The sequence below is a fragment of the Mesorhizobium sp. LjNodule214 genome, from assembly GCF_964252735.1.
Lineage (GTDB): Bacteria > Pseudomonadota > Alphaproteobacteria > Rhizobiales > Rhizobiaceae > Mesorhizobium.
Map to the genome: position 1 here is coordinate 887692 of NZ_CAXUPE020000002.1, position 24568 is coordinate 912259.

Genomic DNA, 24568 nt, shown 5'->3' on the forward strand with positions numbered 1-24568 from the left:
GCGCCGCGCTGGAGGCGCCGCTGATGGGCTGGCTGCTGCGGATAGTCAGCATCCTCGCGCTGGCCGGCTTTTCGGCCGCCGTGTGGTTTGCCGGGCCCTTGATCCGTTTCGCCGATACCCGCCCACTGGGTCCTGTCTGGCTGCGCGCGACGATCATCGGCGTGATCGTGGCAATCGCGGCGCTCTCCTGGGGCTGGCGTTTCTGGCGAAGGCGAAAGGCGCAAAAGGCGCTCGAAACGGCTATTGCCGGCAACCGCGACAGGATTGACGACTCGCAAGTGCTCGAAGCGCGCATGACCGAGGCGATCGAGACGCTCAAGCGGTCGAGCGGCAAGCGCAATTTTCTCTATGAGATCCCCTGGTACATCGTCATCGGCCCGCCAGGCGCAGGCAAGACCACGGCGCTGGTCAATTCGGGCCTGAAGTTTCCGCTTGCCGGTTCGGGCGATGCCCAGCCGGTGGCCGGCGTCGGCGGCACGCGGTCCTGCGACTGGTGGTTCACCGACGAGGCCGTGCTGATCGACACCGCCGGGCGCTACACGATGCAGGAGTCCGACGCGCAACGCGACAAGAGCAGCTGGCTCGCCTTCCTGTCGCTGCTCAAGACACACCGCACAAGGCAACCGATCAACGGCGTCATCCTGGCAATTAGTCTGGCCGATCTCATCAGCCTCGACGATCAGAAACTTGAGGCCCATGTCACGGAGATCCGCAGCCGTCTGCGCGAAGTCTACGAGACACTGAAGATCCAGTTTCCGGTGTATCTGCTTTTCACCAAGGCCGACCTTGTCTCCGGGTTCATGGACTATTTCGGAGACTTCGATGAAGCGCGCCGGCGCAAGGTCTGGGGCGCGACTTTCCAGACCGCGGATCGCAACAGGAACATGGCCGGCGAGGCCGCCGCGGAATTCGACCACCTGGCAAGTCAGCTGGCAGAAGAGATCCCCGACCGCCTCCAGGAAGAAGCCGATCCGGTCGCGCGCATCGCCATCTTCGGCTTTCCGGCGCAATTCGCCGCGCTGAGGAGCCGAATTGCCGGGTTTGTCACCGGCATATTCGATCCGGCCCGCAGCCAGGTGAACGTCACCCTGCGCGGCCTCTATTTCTCGTCGGGCACGCAGGAGGGAACACCGATCGATCAGCTGCTGGGCACGATCGGCCGCAGTTTCGGCAGCAGCTCGCAGGCGCATCTTTCCGGCACCGGCAAGAGCTTCTTTCTGCATGACCTGCTGACCGGCGTCATTTTCGCCGAGTCCGGCTGGGTCTCCTACGACAGGGCGGCGGAGCGACGCGCGGCGATCGCCAGATATGGCGGCTTTGGCGCGATCGCGCTGACTGCGGCCGCGGTTCTGGGCACGCTGGCGCTGAGCTTCACCGCCAACAGATCGCTGATCGGCTCCACCGCGCAGGCCATCAGCCAATATCGCCAGACGGCGGACGCGCTGCTCAAGAGCACGACGGTTACCGACGTCGACCTCGAAAACGTCATCGGCCCGCTCGACCAGTTGCGCAACCTGCCTACAGGGTATGAGACCAGTGACGTGCCGGCACCGGTCGAGGAAACCTTCGGCCTCAGCCAGCGCGAAAGACTGCTTTCGGCATCAAAGGCAGCCTACCGGCAGGCGCTGGAACGAACCTTCCGCTCGCGGCTGCTCATCCAGGCCGAGCGCACGATCCAGGCCAAGATGGCCGATCCTGCCGCGCTCTACGAACCGTTGAAAATCTATCTGATGCTGGGCGGCAGGGCGCCGAAGGTCGACGATGAGCTGATCGTTTCCTGGATGAAGCAGGATTGGGAGCAGAACCGGTATCCGGGCGAAAACAACCGCGAGGGACGGGCGCAACTCGAAAAGCATCTGCGCGCCATGCTTGCGCTGGACGATGCCTATGATCCTGTCTTCGAACTCAACCGGCCGCTCGTCGAAGCCGCGCAGCGCTCGCTCGGACGCATGAGCCTTGCCGATCGTGCCACGGCCCTGATCAAATCGGCGATCTACGCAGCGGCGCTGCAGGATTTTTCCGTTGCCGCGAAAGCCGGCCCGGAAGCACAGCTGCTGTTCGAGCGCATCGATGGCAGCGAGCTGTCGGATCTTCGCGTTCCCGGTCTCTACACGCATGCCGGCTTCACCGACTTCTACCTCGGGCAGCTCTCGCGCATTGCGCAGATGCTCGTCGACGACCAGTGGGTCCTGGGTGGCGGCGGCGAGCAGGGTGGCATCGACCAGGAATTGCTCAAGCTCGGCCCCGAACTGCTCGACCGCTACGGCAAGGAATTCGCCGCGGCATGGAACGCCATTCTCGACCAACTGAGATTCAAGGCGATGCTGAAGGACAAGCCGAACTATATTGCGCTGTCCGCTGCCTCATCGTCCGGCTCCCCGATCGATCGGCTTTTTACCGCGATCGCCGGCGAAACGGCCCTGACCCGAGATCCTGACCCAGGCAGCGAGGCCGACGCAGGCGCGGCTCGAAACCAGCCGCAGGACACTGCGGATTTCGCCAGGGGCCTGTCTCGCATCGGCTTACAGATCGGTAGCGGAAAATCGCAAAGCCGCGCCGGCACGGGGGCCGCGGGTACACAGGGCCAGAATCCCGGCGCCAACATCGAGGCGCAGTTCAGGTCGTTCCAGGCTCTGGTGAGCGGCCCTGCCGGGCGCCGCCCGATCGATGCGCTGACCCAGAATTTCCGCGACATCCACCAGAGCCTGAAACTGGCGGCCGACGTGCCTTCGCAGACGGAACGCATCAACGCGAACCTGCAGCTGCAGATCGCCACGCTGCGCGCCAATGTCTCGCGTCTGCCCAAGCAGCTTGCCCGGATGGTCAATGCGACGGCCGACGAGTTTGAAGGCAACGTTACCGAGACCTCGGTGGCGAATCTGAACCAGACGCTCGAACAGACGGTCACGCAGCCCTGCGAGGAGGCCGTCAACGGCCGCTATCCCTTTGCCAGCAATGGCACCGAGGACATTGCGATGGCGGACTTTGCCAAACTGTTCGCGCCGGGCGGTGTGATGGACCGCTTCTTCGCGCAGAATCTCGCATCGCTGATCGACATGACCGGCCAGGACTGGAGCTGGAAACAGGATGCGCGCTTCGGACGCGACCTCTCGAAGTCGACCTTGAAGGACTTCCAGCTGGCAGCGGAAATCCGCACCGCCTTTTTCCCGCTGGGCGGATCGGTGCCCTCGATCAGCATCACCTTCACGCCGTTTTCACTGCATGGCGATGCCGATGCGGCGATGCTCGACGTCGACGGACAGACCGTCCAGAGCAGCCAGGCGGGCAACACGCCGAGCACGGTGGCCTGGCCGAACGGCACTGCGTCCTCGTCCGCCAGCCTCAGCCTCACGCCGGAAATGCCGGGCCGCGAATCCGCCATCAAGTTCGACGGTCCGTGGGCGCTGAAGCGGCTGCTGGACAAGGCGGCCATCACCGGCAGCGAAGGCAATATGGAGGCGCGCTTCGTGATCGGCGGACGCGATGTCGCCTATACGTTGCAGGCCGGCTCGGGCCCCAACCCCTTCCTTCTTCCCGCCCTTTCCGCGTTCAGCTGCCCGAAGGCGTTTTGAGATGACCTTTCAGCTTGTGACGATACCCTGCCCGGTCCACGGACCTCCGTGCCTTGATTTCGATACTCTAATGTTCACGCTTGTGGCAGACTGGCGCGCGCGAGCGCCCGACGGTGCGCCACAGAGGACGCTTGAGAAGCGCTTGGTGGCAAATTGAACAATGTCGCCCTTCCCTTTGAAAGCTTCGGCGTCAGTCACAAGGGCTGTGTGCGCGAGCACAATGAGGACAACTATCTGGTCGAGCCGCAAACCGGCCTCTGGGTGGTGGCCGACGGCATGGGTGGACACGAGGCCGGAGAGGTCGCTTCGGCCAGCATCGTCGATCATCTGGCAACGATCGGTATAGCAAGTTCCGCACCGGATCTTCGTGCACGCTTCGAGGACAGGCTGAGCCGGGCCAATGCCGAAATCCGCGGGATATCGCGAACGCGCGGCATAACCATCGGTTCGACCTTCGCCGCCCTTCTGGCGATGGATGGACGCTTTGCCTGCCTGTGGGCAGGCGACAGCCGTATCTATTTGATCCGCAACGCGTCGATCTCGCAGGTTTCGAGGGACCATACCGAGGTTCAGGAGCTTCTCGACCGCGGCGTCATCAGCGAGGCCGAAGCGCTGACCTGGCCGCGCCGCAATGTCATCACCCATGCGGTCGGTGTCAGCGATGATGTCGTCATCGATTTCCAGCAGGGCGAGCTCATGCCGGGCGACATTTTCGTGCTGGGCACCGATGGGTTGACCGCGCATGTCTCCGACGCCGAGATCGAGGCTGCGGCGGTGTCGGCAAAACCGCGCGCGGCATGCGAAAGCCTGCTTCAAACGGTGCTGGCGCGCGGCGGAACGGATAATGTCACCATCGTGCTGGTGAAGATCGGAGATGCGCGCAACGGGCAGACGTTGCATCCGGACCGGTCCAGAGCGGGGAATAGAGGCTGATGAGCCCCGACGACAAGACGCGAATCTCGCCGAACCTGGCCAGCACCGGCGTGGGCACGCAGCTCAGCGGCATCTACGAACTCGACGAGCGCATTGCATTCGGCGGCATGGGCGAGGTCTACCGTGGCCACAACATCCAGACCGGCGACCATGTCGCGATCAAGATTGTCTTGCCCGAGTTCGCCCGCGACCAGACGATCCTGTCCCTTTTCAAGAAGGAAGCGTCGATCCTCAATCACCTGTCGCATGACGCGGTCGTTCGCTATCACGTCTTCACCATCGATCCAGGCATCGGCCGTCCCTACCTCGCCATGGAGTTCGTCGACGGTGAATCGCTGTTCGACGTCATGCGGCGCGGCGCCATGGCGCTGCAGGACGTGCGCAAGCTCTGCCATCGCCTCGCCTCCGGCCTGAGCGCGGTGCATCAGGCCGGAGCCATACACCGCGATCTCTCTCCCGATAACATCATCCTGCCGGGCGGCCGGGTCGACCGCGCCAAGATCATCGATTTCGGCATCGCGCGCTCGGCCACCGTGGGCGGCGAGACGCTGATCGGCGGAAAGTTCGCGGGAAAGTACAATTACGTTTCGCCCGAGCAGCTTGGCCTCTACAGCGGCGATGTCAGCGAGCAGTCCGATATCTACAGCCTGGGACTAGTGCTGGCCGCGGCGCTCCGCGGCAAGCCGATCGACATGAGCGGCTCCCAGTTCGAGATCGTGGAAAAGCGCCGCACCGTCCCTGACCTCTCCGACATCGATGCCGATTTCAGGGACATTGTCGAAGCGATGCTGCAGCCGGATCCGCGCGACCGGCCGGCCAGCATGGCGGAAATCGCCAGGATGACGCGCGACGACACCGATAGCGAAGCAACGGCGCCGCCGGCCTCGTTTGCACCGCGCCTGCCGCGAGCCGGAGGAACATTGGCGCCTGGCCCCAAGGCCCAGGAACAGCCTTCAACGGCTCCCGGCGGACAGCGCTTCGTTCCGCATGTGCGGCCGGCGCACCTGTCCGAACCGAGGCCTTTGGCGGCCGCCCCGCGCGCGGTCGCGCCTGCTGCACAAGGGAAATCTTCGAAAACCCTAACCTTTAGGATCGCCGCCGTGGCGGCGTTGGCCGTGGTATCGGGGGCAGGCGTCTATCTCAGCGGCATCCTGACGCCGGCGCCGCCACCGCCTGCCGGCAAGACAACGCTTTCGGTGCCGGAGGCACCAAAACCAGCCCCGTCCGACAGCGCTGCAAACGTACCGGAACCGGCAAAGCCGGTGCCACCAGCGCAGACAACGGCGCCGCCTGCTGAAAATCAGGCGGATGCCGCGGCCGGCCAAAAGCCAGAGCCTGCACAGCCGACCGAACCTCTGCCGCCAGTCGAGGAAACCCCGAAGCCGACGGCAACCGAGACGCAAGCGCCAACCGAACAAACGCCCGCCGAAAAGGCGCCGCCGGCAAACCAGCCGGAGGCCGTGACAGGCGACAGCCAGGAGACAGTTGCGCCGCCCGCCAAGGCCGCTCCTGCCCCGCCACCCGCCGAGATCGCTCCAGCGCCCCCACCGGCCGAGAAAGCACCACCTCCGCCGCAGCCGGACATCGTGGTGACCCAGAAGCCCGAGCAACCGGCGGGCCAGCCCGCGAAGCCTATTGCTACTGCGCAAACGTCACAGCCGGACGCAAGCCAGCCGGAAGCCGCGACCGCACCGCCGGCCGGGCAGCCGGACGACACAGATGTCGCCCTGAACGTGCCCAAGCCGGAAACGCCGCCGGCACCGCCCCCCGTCGGCGCGATGGCGCTGCGCGCCACCTGGGTGCGCGACTTCAGCGGCGGCGACTGTTTCTATGCGACCCTCACGGCGGCGACCGACACGTCCGCTGCGATCGAGGGATTTGGCACGGAAGTCCAGCCCTTCGAGCGCATGCTGCAAGACTTCCAGGCGAGGTTCCATGTCGAACCTGACATCAGCGTCCGCCTCATCGAACCGACCCAGTGCGAGATCACCAGTTTCCTGGGCTTTCTAGGCCGGACCGCCACCGACAAGCCGGAACTCGTTCTCGACCGGACATCGGTGCCGGACGGCTCGCCGATTGGCGGCACGCTGGTGACGCATGGCGGCCTGGTCTCCAGCGTGCTGCTGATCGACCACAAGGGTATGGCCTTCAACCTCGACGACCGTATGGTCGTGCAGTCGGACAAGGCGACCTTCAAAATCCCGATCGGCCTCGGCGCCGCCGACAAGGCGGCCGGCAAGGCCGTGCCGCAGATCATCCTGGTGATCACTGGCCCGCAGGACATCCAGGCGGCGGCCTTCTCCGTGCCAACGCCGGCTTCGGTGGTGCTGCCCAAGATTCTCGAGGAGATCGAGACCAGCGGATCAGAATTCTCCGCCACCGCCAAATATTTCCGGCTCGGCGGGTAGCATGGGCGCCCGATGGAACTCCGCCGCATGCGTTCTTCCTTCCCGCCTGCCCCCTCGCCCAAGCAACAGCGTGATTGGGTTCGAGCAATTCCAGGAAAAGTGCGTAGCGGTTTTCCGTTCGGAATTGCGTCAAAACAAAGAGATAGAGCGCTGCTGACCGCTCGCATGAAGCTTGCCGTGATCCTGGGCGCGGCACTGCTGGCCGTCCTGTCATCCAATCCCGCGCGCGCCGAATTCACCGTCTGCAACCAGACGCTCGACGTCGTCAATCTCGCCGTCGGCCAGAAGGTCGACAATGCCGACCAGACCGACGGCTGGTGGACCATCGGCGCGAACCAGTGCGTGAACGTCATCCGCGAGGAGCTGACCAACCGCTACGTCTACATCTATGCGACCGACGTCTTCGGTCACGCGATCCTGAACGGGTCGACCGAAATGTGCATCGAGCGGCGGCGCTTCTCGATCCGCGGCATCGATGAATGCTGGCAGCGCGGCCATATCGCCGCGGGCTTTCTCGAAGTCGACACGCTCGAACAGGCGCGGTGGACGTTTTTCCTGACCGGAAGCAATCCGTGACGCACAGCCTCGACACCAGCTTCAAGGCAAAGAAGCAGGCACGCCTGGCGCTTCGCAGGCGACGGCTGTGGTTGCGGCTCGCTGCCGGCTTCGCGGTTCTTGCGGTGATTTCGTTGGGCGTCGGCTTCTATCTCACTGCGGACTACTGGTCCTTCGGCGACGAGGACGAGGAACTGCATGCCGTCGAAGGCGCCGACGACGTGCCGGCCGACGCGTCGGTCTACGTGCCGGCCATCATCGATCTTGCCGGGGACCCGATGTGGATCACCCTTGCCCCCGATGCCGACACCTCGTCGAAGGCCCAGTCGATCGCGCGGCCGGCGGAGCTCGATCAGGCCGGCGTCTCTCCGCAGATCGAAATCCTGTCGGACGTGATGCTCAGCGCCAGCGAGAAATTCATGACAACAATACCGTCGACGCAGGAGGATTTCGCGTTCTTCCAGGCGCAGCGGCAGACCGCGCCGCCGTCAGGCGACGTGCCGTCCAGTGACGCACCAGCCAGCGACCTGCAGAACGATCTTCAGCCATCCTCGGCAGCGGGAGAAGCTCCGGCCACTGCGCAGCCGCAGGCGGACGCCGACGATCCCGAAGCCGGCTGGGGCGAAACGATCGATGCCGGCGAGGCCGCCCTTCCGGCGTTCCAGAAGACCCAGATCGAAAACAACACCAGCGTCGCGACCGTTACCAGCGAGTACCAGCGCTTCGAGGCGACCGAAGACACGTTCGTGAAGATCCTCAACGACCGCAGCCTGGACAGCGTTGCGCTCGATGCGCATTTCTCCGCCGAAGATGCCAGGCAGGCGGGCGAAGCCCTTAAAAACCTGTTCAACCGCGAAGGCCTGGAACCGGGCTATGTCATCGCCATGCGCGGGTTCAGGCCGACGCGCGAGACGACGACGATGTCGCTGATGCAGGTTTCGATCTACGCCAAGAACGTGTTTGTCGGCACATTGACGCGCAGCGCGGCGGGCGCGTTCGTATCGGGTGTCGACCCCTGGGTGCGCGAGGATCTGTTCAACTATTCGGGGGCACAGGAGGAAGGCACGCACAAGCGGCAGTATCGCCTGCTCGACGCCATCTATTCGACGGCCGCGCGCAACAAGGTACCGACCGGCGTGATCGGCGAAGCGATCATGTATCTGTCGCGAGGACAGGACCTGGATGCCTTCGCCAGCGAGGACCAGCGTCTGGTCCTGATCTATTCGCAGACGCCGCGCGGCAAGAGTGAGACCGACGGGCGGGTCTTGTATGTCGGTGTGCAGGGTACGGAAAAAAGCCTCGACTGCTTCGTCTTCCAGCAGAGCGACGGCCAGTTCGCCTGCGTCGGCGGTGACGATCAGGTGCGCTCGCTGACGGTCACCAACGGCATGGTCACGCCGGTCAACGGCGTCATGACGTCGACCTTCGGCCCACGCAAGCACCCAATTCTGGGCGTGGTTCGCATCCACAAGGGCGTCGATTGGGCGGCTCCCGTGGGGACGCCGATCGCCGCCGCCTTCGATGGCGAGATCACCTTCCAGGGCGACGGCGGCGGCTACGGCAATCTGGTGAAGATCGCGAACGGCAACGGGCGCGAGACGCGCTACGCGCATATGCAGAAATTCGCGATCGCGAGCGGTGTCGGCACCAAGGTGAAGGCCGGCGACATCATCGGCTATATCGGCACTACTGGTCTCTCGACCGGACCGCATCTGCATTTCGAACTCTATCAGAACGGCCAGGCGATCGATCCGCTCGGCACAGTGACCGCGGCGATCGCAACAACGAGCGATCCTGCCGTCGAAACGCTGACCGACCGTATCGTTCATGTCGAAAGTGGCGGCAGTGCGCGCGCCAAGAACCCGCTCTCTTCGGCAACTGGCGCCGGCCAGTTCATATCGAAGACCTGGATCAGGATGATGAACACCTACCGTCCCGATCTTGCCCGGACGCTGTCGACCGCCGACCTGCTCGCGCTGCGCTACGATGCCACGCTTTCGCGCGAGATGGTGCGCAACCTGGCGCGCGAAGGCGAAGCCTATCTCAGGGCCCGCGGCCACCAGATCACCGCCGGCCGGCTCTATCTCTGCCATTTCCTCGGCATGGAAGGCGCACATCAGGTGTTGGCGGCGCCGGGGTCGTCGCAATTGAGCGCCGTGCTCGGGTCGGCCGTCATCCAGGCCAACCCGTTTCTCACCGGCAAGTCCGCCAGTTACGTCGTCGACTGGGCCGAAAGGAAGATGGGACGCAAGCTCCCGCCGACGACCGGAACAGGCCAGGGGACGACCACCGTGGAAATCCGGCAGACATCGCCGGAGTTCGAAAAATACAAGCAGGCCGTCACGGCCCTCATAGGCTCGATTCAGAAGACTCTTTGAACCTGCCCCTTGCTGCGTTTCGCCGTCATCGTTGGTGTTCCTGCCGCCAAGTGTTACAATAACAAACTTTTTTCGGGCTCTTTGTGAACCAAAACTGTGGTCGAGATCACATACGGCCAAGAGCCATTTTGGCAGAAGCGACTGTGTCGCTAGTGAAAGTTTAGCATGCGCAGACATCAATAGCGCGCCCTGCGGGGCGGAGGGCTGATCCATGAAAGCGTTCGCCGTCCTTGTGAGCGGAATTGTCCTGTTTGTCCTGGCCTCGCTTGGCGCCCAGGCTGCAGCACCCGATGCTGCCGCGCCCGACACCAAACGCGTGGCGCTGGTGATCGGTAACAGCAAATACGTCCATGCGGTTGCCTTGCCCAATCCCGCCAACGATGCCCACCTGATCGCATCGACCCTGCGCAATGCCGGCTTCGAGGTGATCGAGGGGGTGGATCAGGACAATGCGGGCATGCACAGCCTGATCAGCCGGTTCACCGAGCAATCCTACGATGCCGACCTTGCCGTCATTTTCTATGCCGGCCACGGCATGCAGGTCGACGGCAAGAATTTCCTCATTCCGGTCGACGCCGAGCTGACATCGCCCGCCTATCTCAAGACCCGTACCGTCCAGATCGACGAGTTCATGGCGGCATTGCCGTCCGACCCGGCGGTCGGCGTCATCATCCTCGATGCCTGCCGCGACAACCCGCTCGCCAGGACGCTGGCTGCCGCGCTGCCGAAGTCGCGTTCGCTGGGCTCCGGCCTGGCGCCGATCGAAGCAAGAGCGGAAGGCGTCGGCACCGGCGGCATCCTGATTGCCTATGCAACGGATCCGGGCGCCATCGCCTTCGACGGCAACGGCGTCAACAGCCCCTACTCCACCGCGCTCGCCAGGCACCTGACCGAACCAGGCATAGAGATCCAGAGTGCGCTGACCCGCGTGCGCGGCGAAGTGACCGAGACCACCAAGGGTCGCCAGCGCCCGTGGCACAACGCATCGCTGGGGCGCGAGGTCTTCATTGGCAAACCCGTCGTGGCGGCGCCTGCGGCAAAGCCAGCCACCGACGCAGCCGGCGCCGCGGCGGCAACCGCTCCCGCCCTGGTGGTTGGTGAGCCTCCGTCCTGGGAAGTCGAGCAGCGCCTCTGGGATGAAGCCTCCAAGCGCAACTCGGTGCCGTTCTACGAAGCCTATCTCGAGCAGTTTCCGAGTGGCCGCTTCGCCACCGTGGCGCGGCTGAGCATAGATGAATTGAAGGATCCCAAAGCCGAAGACCGGCAGGTCGCGGCGCTCGATACGGACGAGGCGAACGCCAACTCCGGCTCGGCCGTGCGCACGTCGGTCGGCATTTCGGACGACATGAAGCAGGCGCTCGGTTCCGAGGTGACGGAAAGCGCCATCGGTCTCGATCGCGAGGGTCGCATCGACCTGCAGTTGCGCGTCGAAGCGCTGGGCAACGAACTTGGTCGCGTCGACGGAAACATCGGGCCCAAGACCCGGCAGGCGATCGGCGACTGGCAGGAGAAGAACGGTCTGCCGCCCACCACTTTCCTGACGCAGGAGCAACTGGCGTTCCTGGTCATCCAGACGGATCCGATGATGGACGCCGTGCGCGCCAGACATGCCGCCGATCAGGCTCGTCCGGCTCAGCCGAAAAAGCAGTCGGTGCAGAAGGCCCGCGCGCAAAAGCCGGTGGCACAGAAGCCCCGCAAGAAACAACAGCAGGTCGTCCAGAGGAAGCGCACCAACCGCGATACCTTGGTCGGGCGGGAAGACTCCCCGCCGCCTGAGAACAACAACAACGACTTCCTGACCAAGGCGCTGATCTTCGGCACCGGCGTGGCGGTGGGCGGCGTGCTCAACAAGAACTGACGGACCGGGCTCTGGAGCCCGGCGCGACACGCGCCGGCGCTGGCTATTGCGCGCTTATGCGCATCTCCACCCGCCGGTTGGCCGGATCATAGGGATTGGGAGCGCGCGGGTTTTTTTCGCCCAAGCCAATCGCCTTGATGCGAGCGACATCGACGCCGCTGGACGTCAGGAAGGCGGTCACCGATTGTGCCCTTCGTTGCGACAGTCCGTCATTATATCGGGCCGAGCCGGATGCATCGGTGTAGCCTTCGACGACGAAGCTTAGAGTGCTGAGCCGGCTGTCTTTCAGCGCCTTGGCGAACTCGTCGAGCTCGGAGCGAGCGGTCGCGTCGAGCTCAGCGGAATCCAGTCCGAAATTGATCAGCATGTCGAGGCTGGATTTCTTGGCCGGCGCGTTGTTCGTCTCGCTCTTGCTGCTGCACTCTTCCTCGGTGCCGACGCAGATGCCGCGCGCCGCGCCGAGTTTGCCTGCTCCGGCAAAGAACTTCACGATGTCTTCCGATTTCTGAGTTGGATCAGCGGAGGCGTGGGTCGCAAAAACCACGACCGCCAACACGAGGGCTGAACTGCCGAAATGCATTGCGGTTACTCCTGTCTGAGCATCCGATTTCATCGGCCGCGGACTATACCAAATCTTGCGGCGATTGTCTGTGAACAAACGCACACGGCTCGCGGGCCGCAACCTAGCCAAAGGAGAGACTTGACCCGCGCCCCGCCCGGCGCTTGAGTGGCGTATGTTCCCAAGGTGGAAGCGTGGCAGCCATGGCCAACGGGCTCCGATTCAGAACGGCACGGGATCTTTTCATGGCTTGTCCCGCTATTGCCAGGGACATGCGCACGGCGCCGACCGAACAGGCTTCGATCGAGTTCTGCCGCGCCCTCCTCGCCGGCCGCGTGCCGGAGGAGGCGATCACGTTCTGCGCCTATCTGCTTCCCGAGCGGGCCGCGCTCTGGTGGGCGCATGAGTGCCTAAGCCATCTGACCGAACTGCTGGACGGGAATGACCAGGAACTGCTCGCATTGGTTCGCGATCGGGTCGGCGAACCCGACAGTCCTCACCATCGCGCGGCGGTGAGCACGGCCGCCGCAATGCAGCCGGTAACGCCGGGCGGCTGGATCGCCCTGGCTGCGGGATGGGATGATATCGGCCCGGCGGCCACGGGCCCGGCGGCGGCATCGGACCTGCAACCCTTCCCAGCCGCCCACGCCGTCAACGCAGGAGTTCTGGCCGGACTGGCGCGCGTCGCGCTCGACGACCGTTTTGCCGTTCTCTCCGCCTTTGTCGAGATGGGCATCCAGATGGCGGAGATCGAGGCGCTGCACCAATCGGCGGCTACGTATTAGTTCTGCCCGATTTCGAACATGGAACGCCCGGCCCAGGACAACCGCCTCGATACCGACACCAAGCGGCGAGCATAGAGCACTTGCACCCGCTTAGCGGGCAGGTGCCTTCGCCGTGAAAGCGTGAAAATTCCGCTCAAGCGCGATTTTGAGAAAAAGATCCTGAAGTCAGCTCAGCTTGAGCGCTGAGATACGGGTTGCCTGCAATCATCCCCAACCGCCACCGCCACCACCTCCACCTCCACCCGGACGGGGAATAATGGGCGGCTTTACAGGATTTTCCTCAACCGGCTGTGACTCCTCAACCGGCTTGACCACTTTCTTGACGGTAACCTTCTTCTTGACGACGTTTCGCGGCGGCGCCGTGCGAACGGCCTTCGGCTGGGGCTTCGCCACAAGTGGCGTCGGTTCAAGCTGGAGAGGCAAGGACGTGCAGCCCATGAGCCCCGCCACAAGGCCGGACAGAATTGTTCCGATGAATGCTTGCTTCGATGTCCTGCCCACCATTGCCTCCCAGTTGATCAAAACACGTCCCGACGCGGATTGGCTTCTTCCCAGACTCGCCTGGCCGCCTTGACCAGTTGTGCGTCCAGCGAACCGGACGCGGGAATTTTCGACTTGAGCTCCTGGCGTAGCTCTTTCAACGCCGCCGTTTTCGGCTTCTCTCCGAACTGCGCCAGTACCTTCGGGGCGTCCGGCAACTCCTTGCGCAGATCGAGCGCGACCGCGAATGCAAGGAAACGCACGGCAACGGCCTGATCGGCCGTGTCGCCTTTCTGCATTTCGAGGGCCGCGCGGTCATAGGCACTGGACTGGTCGCCGCGCGCGGTTGCCAGCTCGAACAGTCTTTGCGCTTCGGCGAGATCCTGCTCCACGCCGACACCATCCCGGTACATGCGCGCAAGGCTGCCCGGAGCGTAGGGTTGGCCAAGCTCGATCGCCTTCTGGAAAAGCGCCTGCGCCTGCTTCGGGTCTTTCTCCACGCCCTGGCCGCTGAGATAGTTGCGACCGAGCAGGTTCATCGAATACATGTCCTGCCGCTGCACGCCGGCCTCCAGGAAGGCAACGGCACGAGCCGCATCGGCGGTCACGCCGTTGCGGCCCTCGGTGAAGATCGCGGCGAGATCGTTCATGGCATAGGTGTGGCCCATCGCCGCCGCCTTGAGCAGCAGATCCAGGCCCTTGGCCGTATCGGGCTTGACTCCATAGCCGTTGAACAGGGCGCGGCCCCAGGACGTCATGCCGTAGGGATCGCCCTTGTCGGCCGCCGCCTTGTAGAGGGCATTGGCTTGCGTGCGGTCGATGGCCATTCCGGTTCCGGTCGCATACATGTAGCCGAGTTCGAACACGGCGCGGACATGTCCCTTCTTGGCGGCCTGCTCGATGGCTGACTTCGCTTCCTCGATCTTGCCGGCCGCAAGCAGCGCGCGCCCCAGTTCGTAGCGGAAGCGCGGCACATCCGGATAAGCCTTCACCGCGGCCTCGCAGACCTCCACCGCCTTGGCGCCGATTTCATTCGGCAGCAGGCCGGGGACGACGCCTTGCAGGTCGAGCGGTTCTCCGGCGGCCGTATCGCAGGGGTCGACCGACGGCGACAGTTTCATCGTGGCGGGCTTGGACGAGCTGCTGTCCGCCCGGATCTCGAAGCCGACCGTGACCGGCGCGCCGGCGCCGATCTGGGGCTCGTAGCGAAGCCGGTCGACTTCACCGGCCATGAGGCTCGATTCGGGCGACAGGGTTCGATCCGGCAGCGAGAGCGTTCCCGTTGCCGGATATCCCGAAACCTTCAGGCTGACCGCCGGATCGTCGGTAGGGAAATCCAGTTTCAGCGCCACCGGGCCCACGCCGACGGGAACATCGATGTCGCGGTTTTCGATCGCTTCGGCCGCACCGGTGATATGAATGCCGCGCTCCAGCACCTGCTGCTTTTGCTCGGCCTCGAGTGAGGCCATGACCTGCTGGCCCTCGGCGCCTTCGCCGCTTTTGACGCGGAACACCAGTATGCCCTGGGCCTGGCCGCCCCAATTGTCATGCGTGGCATAGGCCAGCATGTCCACCTCGTCCTGCGCGGCGACACCCTTGGGGACATCCATCTTCAGGCGTGGCAGGTCCCTGCCCTGGATTGGCTCGCCCGCCTCGACAGGCTTGCCGTCCAGCATCAGGCGCCCGAGCGCGGGTGGTCTCTCGATACTCACGGTGATCGTTCCGCCGTCGACATCGACTGGTTCCGGCAGGCCGAGATCGACCGGGCCGACCCCCGACAGCACGACCTTCTCCAGCACCGGCGGCAGCGATGGGCGGTTGCTGCGGCGCATGAACACGACCTCGTCGATCAGCGACGAGTTTTCCCAAGGAACCTGCAGGCCTTTCGTGGCTTCGACCACATCCCGGCGCACCGCCGCCATGACCGTGCGAATCTCCTGGTTCGGCGCGAGCGCGCGACGCGAGAACGCCGCCGAAAACGGGCTGAGGTCGCCGGTGCCGTCATAGGCGACCGCCCCGGGCTCGGTGGCAAAGGCAATCAAGGTGTTCAGCGAGCTTCGCACCTGCGCAAGGCCGGTATTGCCTGCGGTGAGAAGCTGGTCTCGCAGCCAGTAGTCCTTGCGCGGAAACGGATTGTTGCGGCAGGCATCGAGGATGATCACCTGGATCTTCGACTTCGAACGCAACTGCTCCAGCACATCGTTGAGCTTGATGGCCTGGACCTCGATGTCCGCCGCCTTTTTCAACGAGGCATCGACCGGGATCAGGAAATTTTCGCCACCGACCTGAAAGCCATGGCCTGAATAGTAGACGACCGACAGATCCGCGCCGTCCGCCGCCGAGAGATAGTTGCGAAACTGCTCCTCGAATTGGAGCTTGGTAAGATCCTTGGCGACGAAGACCTCGAAACCGGCCAGCCGAAACGTCTTGGATACGTCCTCGGCATCCTTGTCCGGGTTCTTCAGCGCCGGAATATCCCGGTAGTCGGAATTGCCGATGACAAAGGCAACCCTTCGATCGGCGCAAGCTTCGAACGCCGTGAAGCCCGCGAGGATCAAGGCTGCAATGAACGCGCAGCATCGGAGCATGGCAGATCCCTTAACTGCTATTTACCCGGAGACCACAAGAACGCAGCTTGCGGTATCGAGGTCTGTTAAAAAGGTCACAATCTGCCGAGACAGGAAAAGAGAGAGAAAAGCCGTCGCGACAGCGGGCACATTCCTCGTCTGATCAGGCTCTAAATTAGCTCAGAGCCGGGCTGTCCGCAATGATGTCGACGGATTCGAGCGCACCGGCGCCGTCCTTCATGCATTTGGAGCGCAACGCGTCGGCATAGAGCCGGGCAATGCCCTTGTGCGGCCGCCGCAGGAAGTCCGGGTGGCGAATGGTGAACACCAGCCGGGCCACCGCCAGCACGAGGCGATGCCTCGCCGGGAGGCCGGCCCCCGTCCTCATTGAAGATATGCCCGAGCAGTATTCTCCGGCTGCCGGTCAGATCCCCGCCCCATGATTGCCCCTTCCCCACCTGCGTGACGCACAAAAGCACCTGCGCAGCGCATCCACAAGCTCGCGGCATGCGCGACCGGCAGTGATGGACCGCATTTTCAAGCTGATGCTCGATCTGCCGGGAGGTCAGAAACCCCGGGCGCGGTGTCAAAGATGCGCCCGGGATTGAGGATGTTGTTCGGGTCGAAGGCCGCCTTCAGGCGCCGCATGGCGGCGATCTCGGCCTCGCTGCGCACCAGGTGCAGCCACTTCTTCTTGTCGAGGCCGATGCCGTGTTCGGCCGAGACGGAGCCGCCGCCGGCGGCCACGCCCCGATAGACGATATCATAGGCCAATGCCGGCTCGCTGGTCTGCACCTGATAGTGGAGATTGCCGTCGCCAAGATGGCCGAAGACATAGATCTCGGCATTGCGGTCGACGGTGCGGATCGCGGCTTCCGCCTCTCGAAGGAAAGCTGACATCCGCGACAGCGGGATGCTGATGTCGACGCCGACCAGGCCCTCGATCGAAAACAGGAAACGGTTGGCGTCTTCTCGCACGTCCCACAGCGCACGGAACTCGCGCGGAGACTGCGAGACGACCACGTCGTCGATCACGCCCTCCTCGACGGCCTGCATCAACACCGCGGCGAACCGCTCGCCGTCCCGGTCGGGCTCGGTGCCCTGTATTTCGGCCAGCACATAGACGGGCGAACCGACTGGCAGCGGCGCCGGCGCCTGCATGCCGGCGACCATGGCGCCGTAGAGTGGCGAAAAGTTCACCTCGTAGGCCGAGAGCAAAGGCCCGAGCCTTTGCCTGAGCAGCCCGAGCAGCGCGATTGCCGCTTCGAGCGAGGCCAGCGCGCAGAAGGCGTTGACCTCCGTGACCGGCTTCGGGTGCAGCCGCAGGCAGGCGCGCGTGACCACGCCCAGCGTGCCTTCGCTGCCGATGAAGAGCTGGTTGAGATCGTAGCCGGAATTGTCCTTGGGCAGGCCCTTGAGCGAGGTCAGGATAGAGCCGTCCGCCAGCACCGCTTCCAGACCCAGCACCTGCGCGCGATACATGCCGTAGCGCAGCACGCGAATACCGCCGGCATTGGTGGCGACATTGCCGCCGACGGTAGCCGTGCCCCGCGCCCCGATATCGACGCCGAACAGCAGGCCGGCCATATCGGCCGCGTCCTGAACCACCTGCAGCGGCACGCCGGCTTCGGCGACGATCGTGGCCGCCTCGCGGTCGGGCGCCTCGATCGCGGTCATCCGCTCCAGCGACAGCACCGCCTCGCCCGGCTCGACGCGCGCCGCGCCAGCCAGGCCGGTGCGGCCGCCATGGACGACAAGCCGCTGTCCGATGCCGTTGCAGAGCCGCAGCATCTCAGCCACCTCTGCCGTGGTGCGCGGACGCAGGACGAGTTCCGGGCGCACGCCATTCTTTCCGGAAAGGTCGTCGCTGTAACGCGGATCGACCGCATTGCCGACCAGGACCGAAGCGGTGTCGAACCGCGCATGGAGCTGGGAAAGAAGCTGTTCCACCGGTCGTGTCATAGAGTCTGGATGTCCTGGAAGAAGCCTGTTCCCGGCGTCCTGCCTGGAGGCGGGGCCTCGGTCTGTGCTGCATGAAAAACGCTTGCCAATGAGGTTGGACGCACGGCGGAAAGCCGTCAATCCGGGCATCGTAAAATCATTTACTTGACATTTGTCGACCATCAACTGACTATTGTCAGCATTGGCATATGAGACGGGGAGCTCTGGTGTCGATCGCCCCCCCAAAAGGGGTTGCCGAATGCCTGGGAGGAGAACGACGTGGAGCTTTTGCTCGAGGTGGAGGGGCTGAAAAAGTCCTTTGGTGGCGTCGCAGCCTTGCGCGACGGCCGCTTTCAGCTTCGGGCCGGCACGGTTCATGCGCTCTGCGGCGGCAACGGCGCCGGCAAGTCGACCTTCCTCAAGATACTGATGGGCATCTTCAAACGCGATGCCGGCGCAATCCGCCGTCGCGGCAAGGAGGTGGAATTCACAAGCCCGGCCGACGCACTCGCCTCGGGCATTGCCATCATCGAACAAGAACTCAGCCCCGTTCCCCACATGACGGTCGCCGAAAACATCTATCTCGGCCGCGAGCCCAAGGCGCGGTTCGGCGGCATCGATTTTCGCGCCATGAACCGGTCCGCGCAAAAGCTGCTGGACGATCTCGAATTCGATATTCGCGCCACAAGCTACATGATGAACCTCTCGGTCGCGCAGATGCAGCTGGTCGAGATCGCCAAGGCGCTCAGTCACGACGCGGAGGTCATCTTCATGGATGAGCCGACGTCGGCGATCGGCGAGCGCGAGGCCCGGCACCTCTTCGACGCGATCCGCCGCCTGCAGGCGCAAGGCCGCGGCATCGTCTATGTTTCCCACCGCCTGTCGGAGATTTTCCAGATCGCCGATTCCTACACGGTCTTCCGCGACGGCGCCTATGTCGGCAGCGGCGCGCTAGTGGACATCGACCGGCCCGGCCTCATCCGCATGATCGTCGGACGCGAGCTGTCGGAGGAGTACGTCAAGACCAACGCGCCGACGCCGGAAACCGGCATCGAGGTTGTCTCGCTCTCTTGCCCGAACGAGATCGAGGACATCTCCTTCTCGGTCCGGAAAGGCGAGATCTTCGGCATTTACGGCCTGATGGGCGCCGGGCGAACGGAAATCTTCAACTGCCTGTTCGGGCTCGACAAACCGTCGGCGGGACGAGTTGCGGTCGACGGCGCCGAGGTCACCATCTCAAAGCCGGCGGACGCCATGGCGCTTGGCCTGGCGCTGGTCACCGAGGATCGCAAGCTGACCGGTCTCAATCTCTCCGATTCCGTGCGCGCCAACATCTGCATGGCGAGCCTGCCCGAAATGAGCCCGGCCTTTGCCATGGACCGGGCTCGGGAGGCGCGGGCAAGCCGCGACATGCGCGAGCAGTTCCAGATCAAGGCGGCGCGCGACACCATGCCGGTCTCCGGTCTTTCGGGAGGCAACCAGCAGAAGGTGGTGCTCGGCAAATGGTTCCTGCGCAACCCGAAAGTCCTGCTGCTGGATGAGCCGACCCGCGGCGTCGACGTCGGCGCCAAGCGTGAAATCTATCGGATCATCAGCGACTTCGCCGCCGCCGGCGGCACGGTGGTGATGATCTCGTCTGAAATAGACGAAGTTCTCGGCATGTCGGACCGGATCATGGTGATGCGGGCCGGCAGGAGCGCCGGAATCTTCAGCCGGGAGGAAACGGATGCCCAATCACTCGTCCACCTATCAACCTGAACCGGGACAGGGCGTTCGCTCAATGGCAGAGGAGTCAGTAATGTCGGTTGGCGACGACAAGAAAGCGAAGGGCTGGCTGGGTTCCGAGCAGCGCCGGCTGTTGCTCCAGGAATACGGCATCTTCCTCGCCTTCCTGATCCTGGTAGCGGTTCTGTCGGTCTCGAACGAGTTCTTCCTGACCGCCGGCAACATCTCGAACGTGCTGCTGCAGACCTCGATCAACGGTGTCCTCGCCATCGGCGTGACCTTCGTCATCCTCACCCGCGGCATCGATCTCTCGGTCGGCTCGGTTGTCGCGCTTGCCGGCATCGTCAGCGCCAGTTTCGTCACCAGCTCCGCGACCGCCGGAATTTCCGGCGCCCCCTATCCCGTCGCCCTGGGGCTCGGCATCGGCCTGCTGGTCGGCATTGCCTGCGGCGCCGTCTCCGGCTTGATCGTGTCGCGCTTTTCAGTGCCGGCCTTCGTCACGACGCTGGGCATGCTCTCGGCGGCGCGCGGGCTGACCCTGATCTACGGCGGAGGCCGTCCCGTCCCCGCGCTGACGCCGGCCTTCCGCTGGATCGGCACGGGCGACGTCTTCGGCATACCCGCGCCGGTCATCATTCTCGCGATCGTGTTCGCCGTCTCGTGGTGGATCCTGAACCGGACCCGTTTCGGCCGCTACATCTATGCCGTCGGCGGCAACCCGCATGCGGCGAGGACCTCGGGCATCAACATCACTCGCATCCAGTTCGTCGTCTATGTCATCTCCGGCGGGCTTGCCGGTTTCGCCGGAATGCTGCTCAGCGCGCGCACCGGTTCAGCACTTCCCCAGGCCGGCATCGCCTATGAACTGGACGCGATCGCGGCGGTGGTGATCGGCGGAACCAGTCTCTCCGGAGGCGTCGGCCGCGTCACCGGCACATTGATCGGGGCGCTGATCATCGGCGTCATGAACAACGGCCTCGATCTCATGGGTATCCAATCCTACTACCAGCAAGTGCTCAAGGGCGCCCTGATCGTTGGCGCCGTGATGCTCGACCAGAAGAGGAACTACGGGGCTTAGAGCATTGGACCCAAAGCGGATTCCGCTTCTGGCAATATCGATGCTCGACAAACGCCCCTTCAGGCACCGGACCTGCATCACGCGCGTCCGTTGAAAGGCGAACCATGTCGGTCGCTCACTTAGTGGAGGTAACAAAATGAAAAGATGGATGATTGCGCTCGCATCCGCGACCGCGCTGCTGGCCTCGTCTGCGATGGCGCAGGAGAAGATCAAGATAGGTGCAGCACCCTACGGCTTGAATGCGGAATTCATGCAGATCTGGGCGGCGGCGCTTCAGGAACACCCGGCCGTCAAGAGCGGCGAGGTCGAACTGACGGTGTTTGACGGCCGCTATGATGCGCTGGTCCAGCAGGACCAGTTCAAGACGATGGTCACACAGAAATACAACGCGATCATCTTCGCGCCGATCGACGTCGACGCCGGCGCCGCCGCCGTACAGTCGGCCGCCGACGCGGGCATTCCGGTGATCGGCTCGAACACCCGCGTCAATTCCGATCTGCTGACCTCCTATGTCGGATCAGACGACACGATCTCGGGCTACATGGAAGCCAAGACCGTGCTCGACAAGATCGGCTGCAAGGGCAATGTCGTCATCCTCGAGGGGCCGGTCGGCCAGTCCGCGCAGATTTCCCGCCTCGAAGGCAACAAGAAGGCGCTTGCCGAATGCCCTGACGTCAAGGTTCTCGAGGACCAGACGGCAAACTGGTCGCGCGCTGAAGCCCAGACCTTGATGGAGAACTGGCTGACCGCCCACCCGAAGCAGATCAACGGCGTGATCGGCCAGAACGACGAAATGGCCCTCGGCGCGATCGAGGCCATCAAGGCCGCCGGCCTTGACGTCAAGAGCTTCGCCATTGCCGGCATCGACGGCATCACCGACGCGCTCCACGCCGTCAAGGCCGGCGAGATGACCTCGATCCTCCAGGACGCGCGCGCCCAGGCACAAGGCGCGCTCGACCTCGCAATCTTCAATGCCAAGAAGGGTGACTACAAGCCCCAGTCCGACATCTGGACAACCTACAAGGACATGCCGTGGAACGACGGCAAGGAGAAGATCTACAATGTCCCGTGGACGCCGGTGACGGCTGAAAACGTCGACCAGCTGCTTGCGACGCGCAAGTGATACAACCGTGGGGCGGACCACCGCCCGCCCCACTTTCCATCAGGACTGGAAGAAGAGAACCATGACCGATTCAATAGATGTCGATCTCAATTTTTCGCTGGGCGGCAAGGTCGCCCTGGTCACCGGCGGCGCCTCCGGCATCGGCAGTGCCATTGCGTCGGCATTTGCCGCGAAAGGGGCCGTCGTCGGCGTGATCGATATCAATGAATCGGTTGCGAGAGCGAAGGCCGACGAACTCGGCAACGGCGCGAAATCCTTCGTCTGCGACGTGGCCGATCCACAGTCCGTGGAAGCGGTGTTCGCCGCGGCTGAAGCGGCTTTCGGCCACATCGACATCGTCGTCAACAGCGCAGGCGTCGCCATCCTTGCTCCCGCCGAGGAACTCAGCCTCGACGCCTGGGACAAGACCATCGACATCAATCTCAAGGGAACGTTCCTTGTCTGCCAGGCCGCCGGACGCGCCCTGATCAAGGCCGGCAAGGGCGGCAAGATCATCAACATGGCCTCGCAGGCCGGCAGCGTTGCGATCGACCAGCATGCCGCCTATTGCGCCTCGAAATTCGGCGTCATCGGCCTGTCGAAGACGCTTGCCGCCGAATGGGGCAAGCACGGCATCACGGTCAACACGATTTCGCCAACCGTGGTGCTCACCGACCTCGGCAGGAAGGCCTGGGACAACCCGCGCGGCGAGGCGCTGAAGCAGCGCATTCCGACCGGGCGCTTTGCTTTTCCGCAGGAGATCGCCGCGGCGGCGGTGTTCCTGGCGTCGAACGGCGCCGACATGATCAACGGCGCCGACCTCCTGGTCGACGGCGGCTACACCATTGTCTGAGCGGCGGAGGATTGGAGTAACAATGCAGCGGTTCATCAACAATCCCGACGAGGTCGTCGAGGATACGGTCAAGGGCTTTGTCAAGGCGCACGCCGACCTGGTCAGGCTGGGCAGCAACCCGCGCGTCATCGCCGCCCGCCATGCGCCGGTCGGCGGCAAGGTTGGCGTGATCACCGGCGGCGGCTCCGGCCACGAACCCGCCTTCATCGGCTATACCGGCCGCAACATGCTGGACGCGGTCGCGGTCGGCGAGCTCTTCTCATCGCCGACCGCAAAGAGCTTCCTCGACGCCGCGCGGGAGGCCAATGGCGGCAAGGGTGTCGTCTGCCTCTATGGCAATTACGCCGGCGACAACATGAACGTGAAAATGGCCATAAAGCTCGCGGCCAAGGAAGGCATCGAGATCGCGACCGTCGTCGCCAATGACGACGTCTGTTCGGCGCCGCCGGAAGAGCGCGAGAAGCGCCGCGGCGTCGCCGGTGAGATCTTCATGTGGAAATGCGCCGGCGCCAAGGCCGCGCTAGGCGCCGGCCTCGAGGAGGTGCAGGCGATCGCACAGCGGGCGATCGACAATTGCCGTTCGATTGGCGTCGGCCTTGGCCCGTGCACGCTGCCGGCGGTCGGGCATCCCAATTTCCTGATCGAGCCGGGCACGATGGAAGTCGGCATCGGCCACCACGGTGAACCGGGTGTGCGGGTCGAGCCGCTGAAGCCGGCAGCCGAGATAGCCCGCGAGATGGTCAAGGTCGTCCTCGACGATCATGCGCTTGCGGCCGGAACCGAAGTGGCGGTGCTTGTGTCCGGCCTCGGCGCCACCCCGGTCAACGAGCTCTACATCCTCAACGACACGATCGAGACGGAGATCGCCGGACGCGGCTTGACCATCCACAAGACCTATATCGGCAACTACTTCACCTCGCTGGAAATGGTCGGCGCCACGCTCACGGTCATGGCGCTCGACACCGAGCTGAAACGATTGCTGGACGTCGATGTCGATTGTCCGGCAAGGCTTTAGGAAACAGGCGCATGCAGCAGTTTGAAAACGCGTCCGCCGGCGACATCGTTCTTTCGCTGGCCGACAGGATCATCGAGAACCGGGCCTATCTCAGCGAGATCGACGGCAAGATCGGTGACGGCGACCACGGCGTCAACATGGCCAAGGGTTTCGGCATGGCGGCGGACAGGATCCGGGGCAACGACATGTCGCTGGCCACGGCCTTTGACACGCTGGGCACCGTGCTGATGACCGAGATCGGCGGCTCGATGGGTCCGCTCTATGGCGTCATGTTCACGCAATTCGCCGAAACGATCGAGGGTTCCCCGTCGATCGATGCCAGGACGTTCAGCGCCATGCTCACCAACGGTCTCGACGGTGTCCAGTCGATCGGCTCGGCCAAGGTCGGCGACAAGACGCTGCTCGACACGCTCGTCCCGGCCATTGAGGCCTTCGACGCCGCCAATGCCGGCGGCAAGCCGTTCCCGGAAGCCCTGGATGCACTGGTCGTCGCGGCTGAAAAAGGCCGTGACAGCACGAAGGATCTGGTGGCGCGGATCGGCCGCGCCAGCCGGCTCGGCGAGCGCTCGGTCGGTGTCCTCGACGCCGGCGCCACATCCTGCGCCCTGATCCTGGAAACTTTGGCGCACGGGGCCAAGCAGAAACTGCAGCTGTCCGCGACCGTGGGACGCTGAACACGAACAGGGCTCCTCCCGAGCACTGGCTTCCGGCTGATTCCCAGCCGGAAGCCGGGTTGGTGCCCAATCGGACCAAGCCCCA

17 protein-coding genes are annotated in these 24568 nt (G+C 64.1%); 13 read left to right on the plus strand and 4 right to left on the minus strand.

All coding sequences use genetic code 11. From position 1 onward, the window contains the following. The first annotated feature begins 23 nt into the window (after positions 1–23). The 6 genes from tssM to ACSQ3Z_RS18135 all read left to right on the plus strand — a co-directional run bounded on the left by tssM (position 24) and on the right by ACSQ3Z_RS18135 (position 11704). Positions 24–3572 (plus strand): type VI secretion system membrane subunit TssM, encoded by a 3549-nt coding sequence (gene tssM, locus ACSQ3Z_RS18110; protein ID WP_436172681.1) that lies wholly within the window; start codon positions 24–26, stop codon positions 3570–3572. A gap of 153 nt (positions 3573–3725) precedes the next feature. Then, positions 3726–4505 (plus strand): PP2C family protein-serine/threonine phosphatase, encoded by a 780-nt coding sequence (locus ACSQ3Z_RS18115; protein WP_436172682.1) that lies wholly within the window; start codon positions 3726–3728, stop codon positions 4503–4505. Further along, positions 4505–6913: a protein kinase domain-containing protein gene (locus ACSQ3Z_RS18120; RefSeq protein WP_436172683.1), complete on the plus strand. Its 2409-nt coding sequence runs from the start codon at positions 4505–4507 to the stop codon at positions 6911–6913. Before ACSQ3Z_RS18115 ends, ACSQ3Z_RS18120 begins: the two co-directional genes overlap by 1 nt. Before the next feature lie 165 nt (positions 6914–7078). Then, the gene (locus ACSQ3Z_RS18125) at positions 7079–7489 is read left to right on the plus strand and encodes a DUF1036 domain-containing protein (RefSeq protein WP_436172684.1); all 411 of its coding nucleotides are present in this window, start codon (positions 7079–7081) and stop codon (positions 7487–7489) included. After that, a complete protein-coding gene (locus tag ACSQ3Z_RS18130) occupies positions 7486–9846 on the plus strand; it encodes a M23 family metallopeptidase (RefSeq protein ID WP_436172685.1) in 2361 nt (786 codons plus the stop codon). Before ACSQ3Z_RS18125 ends, ACSQ3Z_RS18130 begins: the two co-directional genes overlap by 4 nt. Positions 9847–10057: 211 nt before the next feature. Further along, positions 10058–11704 (plus strand): caspase family protein, encoded by a 1647-nt coding sequence (locus ACSQ3Z_RS18135; RefSeq protein WP_436172686.1) that lies wholly within the window; start codon positions 10058–10060, stop codon positions 11702–11704. Between the two features lie 43 nt (positions 11705–11747). On the opposite strand, the gene ACSQ3Z_RS18140 is transcribed toward ACSQ3Z_RS18135, so the two are convergent. Continuing rightward, positions 11748–12284 carry an OmpA family protein gene (locus tag ACSQ3Z_RS18140; protein ID WP_436172687.1) on the minus strand — a complete coding sequence of 179 codons (537 nt, stop codon included), beginning with the start codon at positions 12282–12284 and terminating at the stop codon, positions 11748–11750. A 182-nt stretch (positions 12285–12466) separates the two neighbouring features. On the opposite strand from ACSQ3Z_RS18140, the gene ACSQ3Z_RS18145 reads away from it, so the two are divergent. Next, positions 12467–13048 carry a DUF6931 family protein gene (locus ACSQ3Z_RS18145; protein ID WP_436172688.1) on the plus strand — a complete coding sequence of 194 codons (582 nt, stop codon included), beginning with the start codon at positions 12467–12469 and terminating at the stop codon, positions 13046–13048. A gap of 518 nt (positions 13049–13566) precedes the next feature. On the opposite strand, the gene ACSQ3Z_RS18150 is transcribed toward ACSQ3Z_RS18145, so the two are convergent. The 3 genes from ACSQ3Z_RS18150 to ACSQ3Z_RS18160 all read right to left on the minus strand — a co-directional run bounded on the left by ACSQ3Z_RS18150 (position 13567) and on the right by ACSQ3Z_RS18160 (position 18057). Beyond that, positions 13567–16116 carry a caspase family protein gene (locus tag ACSQ3Z_RS18150; RefSeq protein WP_436172689.1) on the minus strand — a complete coding sequence of 850 codons (2550 nt, stop codon included), beginning with the start codon at positions 16114–16116 and terminating at the stop codon, positions 13567–13569. Positions 16117–16270: 154 nt separating this feature from the next. Beyond that, entirely contained in the window at positions 16271–16483 is a 213-nt protein-coding gene (locus tag ACSQ3Z_RS18155) for a hypothetical protein (protein ID WP_436172690.1), read from the minus strand. Between the two features lie 149 nt (positions 16484–16632). After that, positions 16633–18057 (minus strand): FAD-binding oxidoreductase, encoded by a 1425-nt coding sequence (locus ACSQ3Z_RS18160; RefSeq protein ID WP_436172691.1) that lies wholly within the window; start codon positions 18055–18057, stop codon positions 16633–16635. A 258-nt stretch (positions 18058–18315) separates the two neighbouring features. Between ACSQ3Z_RS18160 and ACSQ3Z_RS18165 the strand changes: the two genes are divergently transcribed. From ACSQ3Z_RS18165 to dhaL, 6 genes are all read left to right on the plus strand, one after another. Then, positions 18316–19794 carry a sugar ABC transporter ATP-binding protein gene (locus tag ACSQ3Z_RS18165; protein WP_436172692.1) on the plus strand — a complete coding sequence of 493 codons (1479 nt, stop codon included), beginning with the start codon at positions 18316–18318 and terminating at the stop codon, positions 19792–19794. Positions 19795–19834: 40 nt separating this feature from the next. Continuing rightward, entirely contained in the window at positions 19835–20839 is a 1005-nt protein-coding gene (locus ACSQ3Z_RS18170; protein WP_436172693.1) for an ABC transporter permease, read from the plus strand. Positions 20840–20975: 136 nt separating this feature from the next. Further along, positions 20976–21962 carry a substrate-binding domain-containing protein gene (locus tag ACSQ3Z_RS18175; RefSeq protein ID WP_404278881.1) on the plus strand — a complete coding sequence of 329 codons (987 nt, stop codon included), beginning with the start codon at positions 20976–20978 and terminating at the stop codon, positions 21960–21962. A 61-nt stretch (positions 21963–22023) separates the two neighbouring features. After that, complete coding sequence (locus ACSQ3Z_RS18180) at positions 22024–22794, plus strand: SDR family oxidoreductase (protein ID WP_436172694.1); 771 nt, start codon at positions 22024–22026, stop codon at positions 22792–22794. A gap of 22 nt (positions 22795–22816) precedes the next feature. Continuing rightward, positions 22817–23809: a dihydroxyacetone kinase subunit DhaK gene (locus ACSQ3Z_RS18185; RefSeq protein WP_436172695.1), complete on the plus strand. Its 993-nt coding sequence runs from the start codon at positions 22817–22819 to the stop codon at positions 23807–23809. 11 nt (positions 23810–23820) lie between these two features. Then, positions 23821–24483, plus strand: coding sequence for a dihydroxyacetone kinase subunit DhaL (gene dhaL, locus ACSQ3Z_RS18190; protein WP_436172696.1), 663 nt, complete (start codon positions 23821–23823; stop codon positions 24481–24483). Positions 24484–24568: the final 85 nt, after the last annotated feature.

Coding starts and splice junctions, on each gene's coding strand:
- tssM (WP_436172681.1), top strand. CDS start 24: ATGGGCTGGCTGCTGCGGATAGTCAGCATCCTCGCGCTGGCCGGCTTT.
- ACSQ3Z_RS18120 (WP_436172683.1), top strand. CDS start 4,505: ATGAGCCCCGACGACAAGACGCGAATCTCGCCGAACCTGGCCAGCACC.
- ACSQ3Z_RS18125 (WP_436172684.1), top strand. CDS start 7,079: ATGAAGCTTGCCGTGATCCTGGGCGCGGCACTGCTGGCCGTCCTGTCA.
- ACSQ3Z_RS18135 (WP_436172686.1), top strand. CDS start 10,058: ATGAAAGCGTTCGCCGTCCTTGTGAGCGGAATTGTCCTGTTTGTCCTG.
- ACSQ3Z_RS18140 (WP_436172687.1), bottom strand. CDS start 12,284: ATGCATTTCGGCAGTTCAGCCCTCGTGTTGGCGGTCGTGGTTTTTGCG.
- ACSQ3Z_RS18145 (WP_436172688.1), top strand. CDS start 12,467: ATGGCCAACGGGCTCCGATTCAGAACGGCACGGGATCTTTTCATGGCT.
- ACSQ3Z_RS18150 (WP_436172689.1), bottom strand. CDS start 16,116: ATGCTCCGATGCTGCGCGTTCATTGCAGCCTTGATCCTCGCGGGCTTC.
- ACSQ3Z_RS18155 (WP_436172690.1), bottom strand. CDS start 16,483: ATGAGGACGGGGGCCGGCCTCCCGGCGAGGCATCGCCTCGTGCTGGCG.
- ACSQ3Z_RS18160 (WP_436172691.1), bottom strand. CDS start 18,057: ATGACACGACCGGTGGAACAGCTTCTTTCCCAGCTCCATGCGCGGTTC.
- ACSQ3Z_RS18170 (WP_436172693.1), top strand. CDS start 19,835: ATGTCGGTTGGCGACGACAAGAAAGCGAAGGGCTGGCTGGGTTCCGAG.
- ACSQ3Z_RS18175 (WP_404278881.1), top strand. CDS start 20,976: ATGAAAAGATGGATGATTGCGCTCGCATCCGCGACCGCGCTGCTGGCC.
- ACSQ3Z_RS18180 (WP_436172694.1), top strand. CDS start 22,024: ATGACCGATTCAATAGATGTCGATCTCAATTTTTCGCTGGGCGGCAAG.
- ACSQ3Z_RS18185 (WP_436172695.1), top strand. CDS start 22,817: ATGCAGCGGTTCATCAACAATCCCGACGAGGTCGTCGAGGATACGGTC.
- dhaL (WP_436172696.1), top strand. CDS start 23,821: ATGCAGCAGTTTGAAAACGCGTCCGCCGGCGACATCGTTCTTTCGCTG.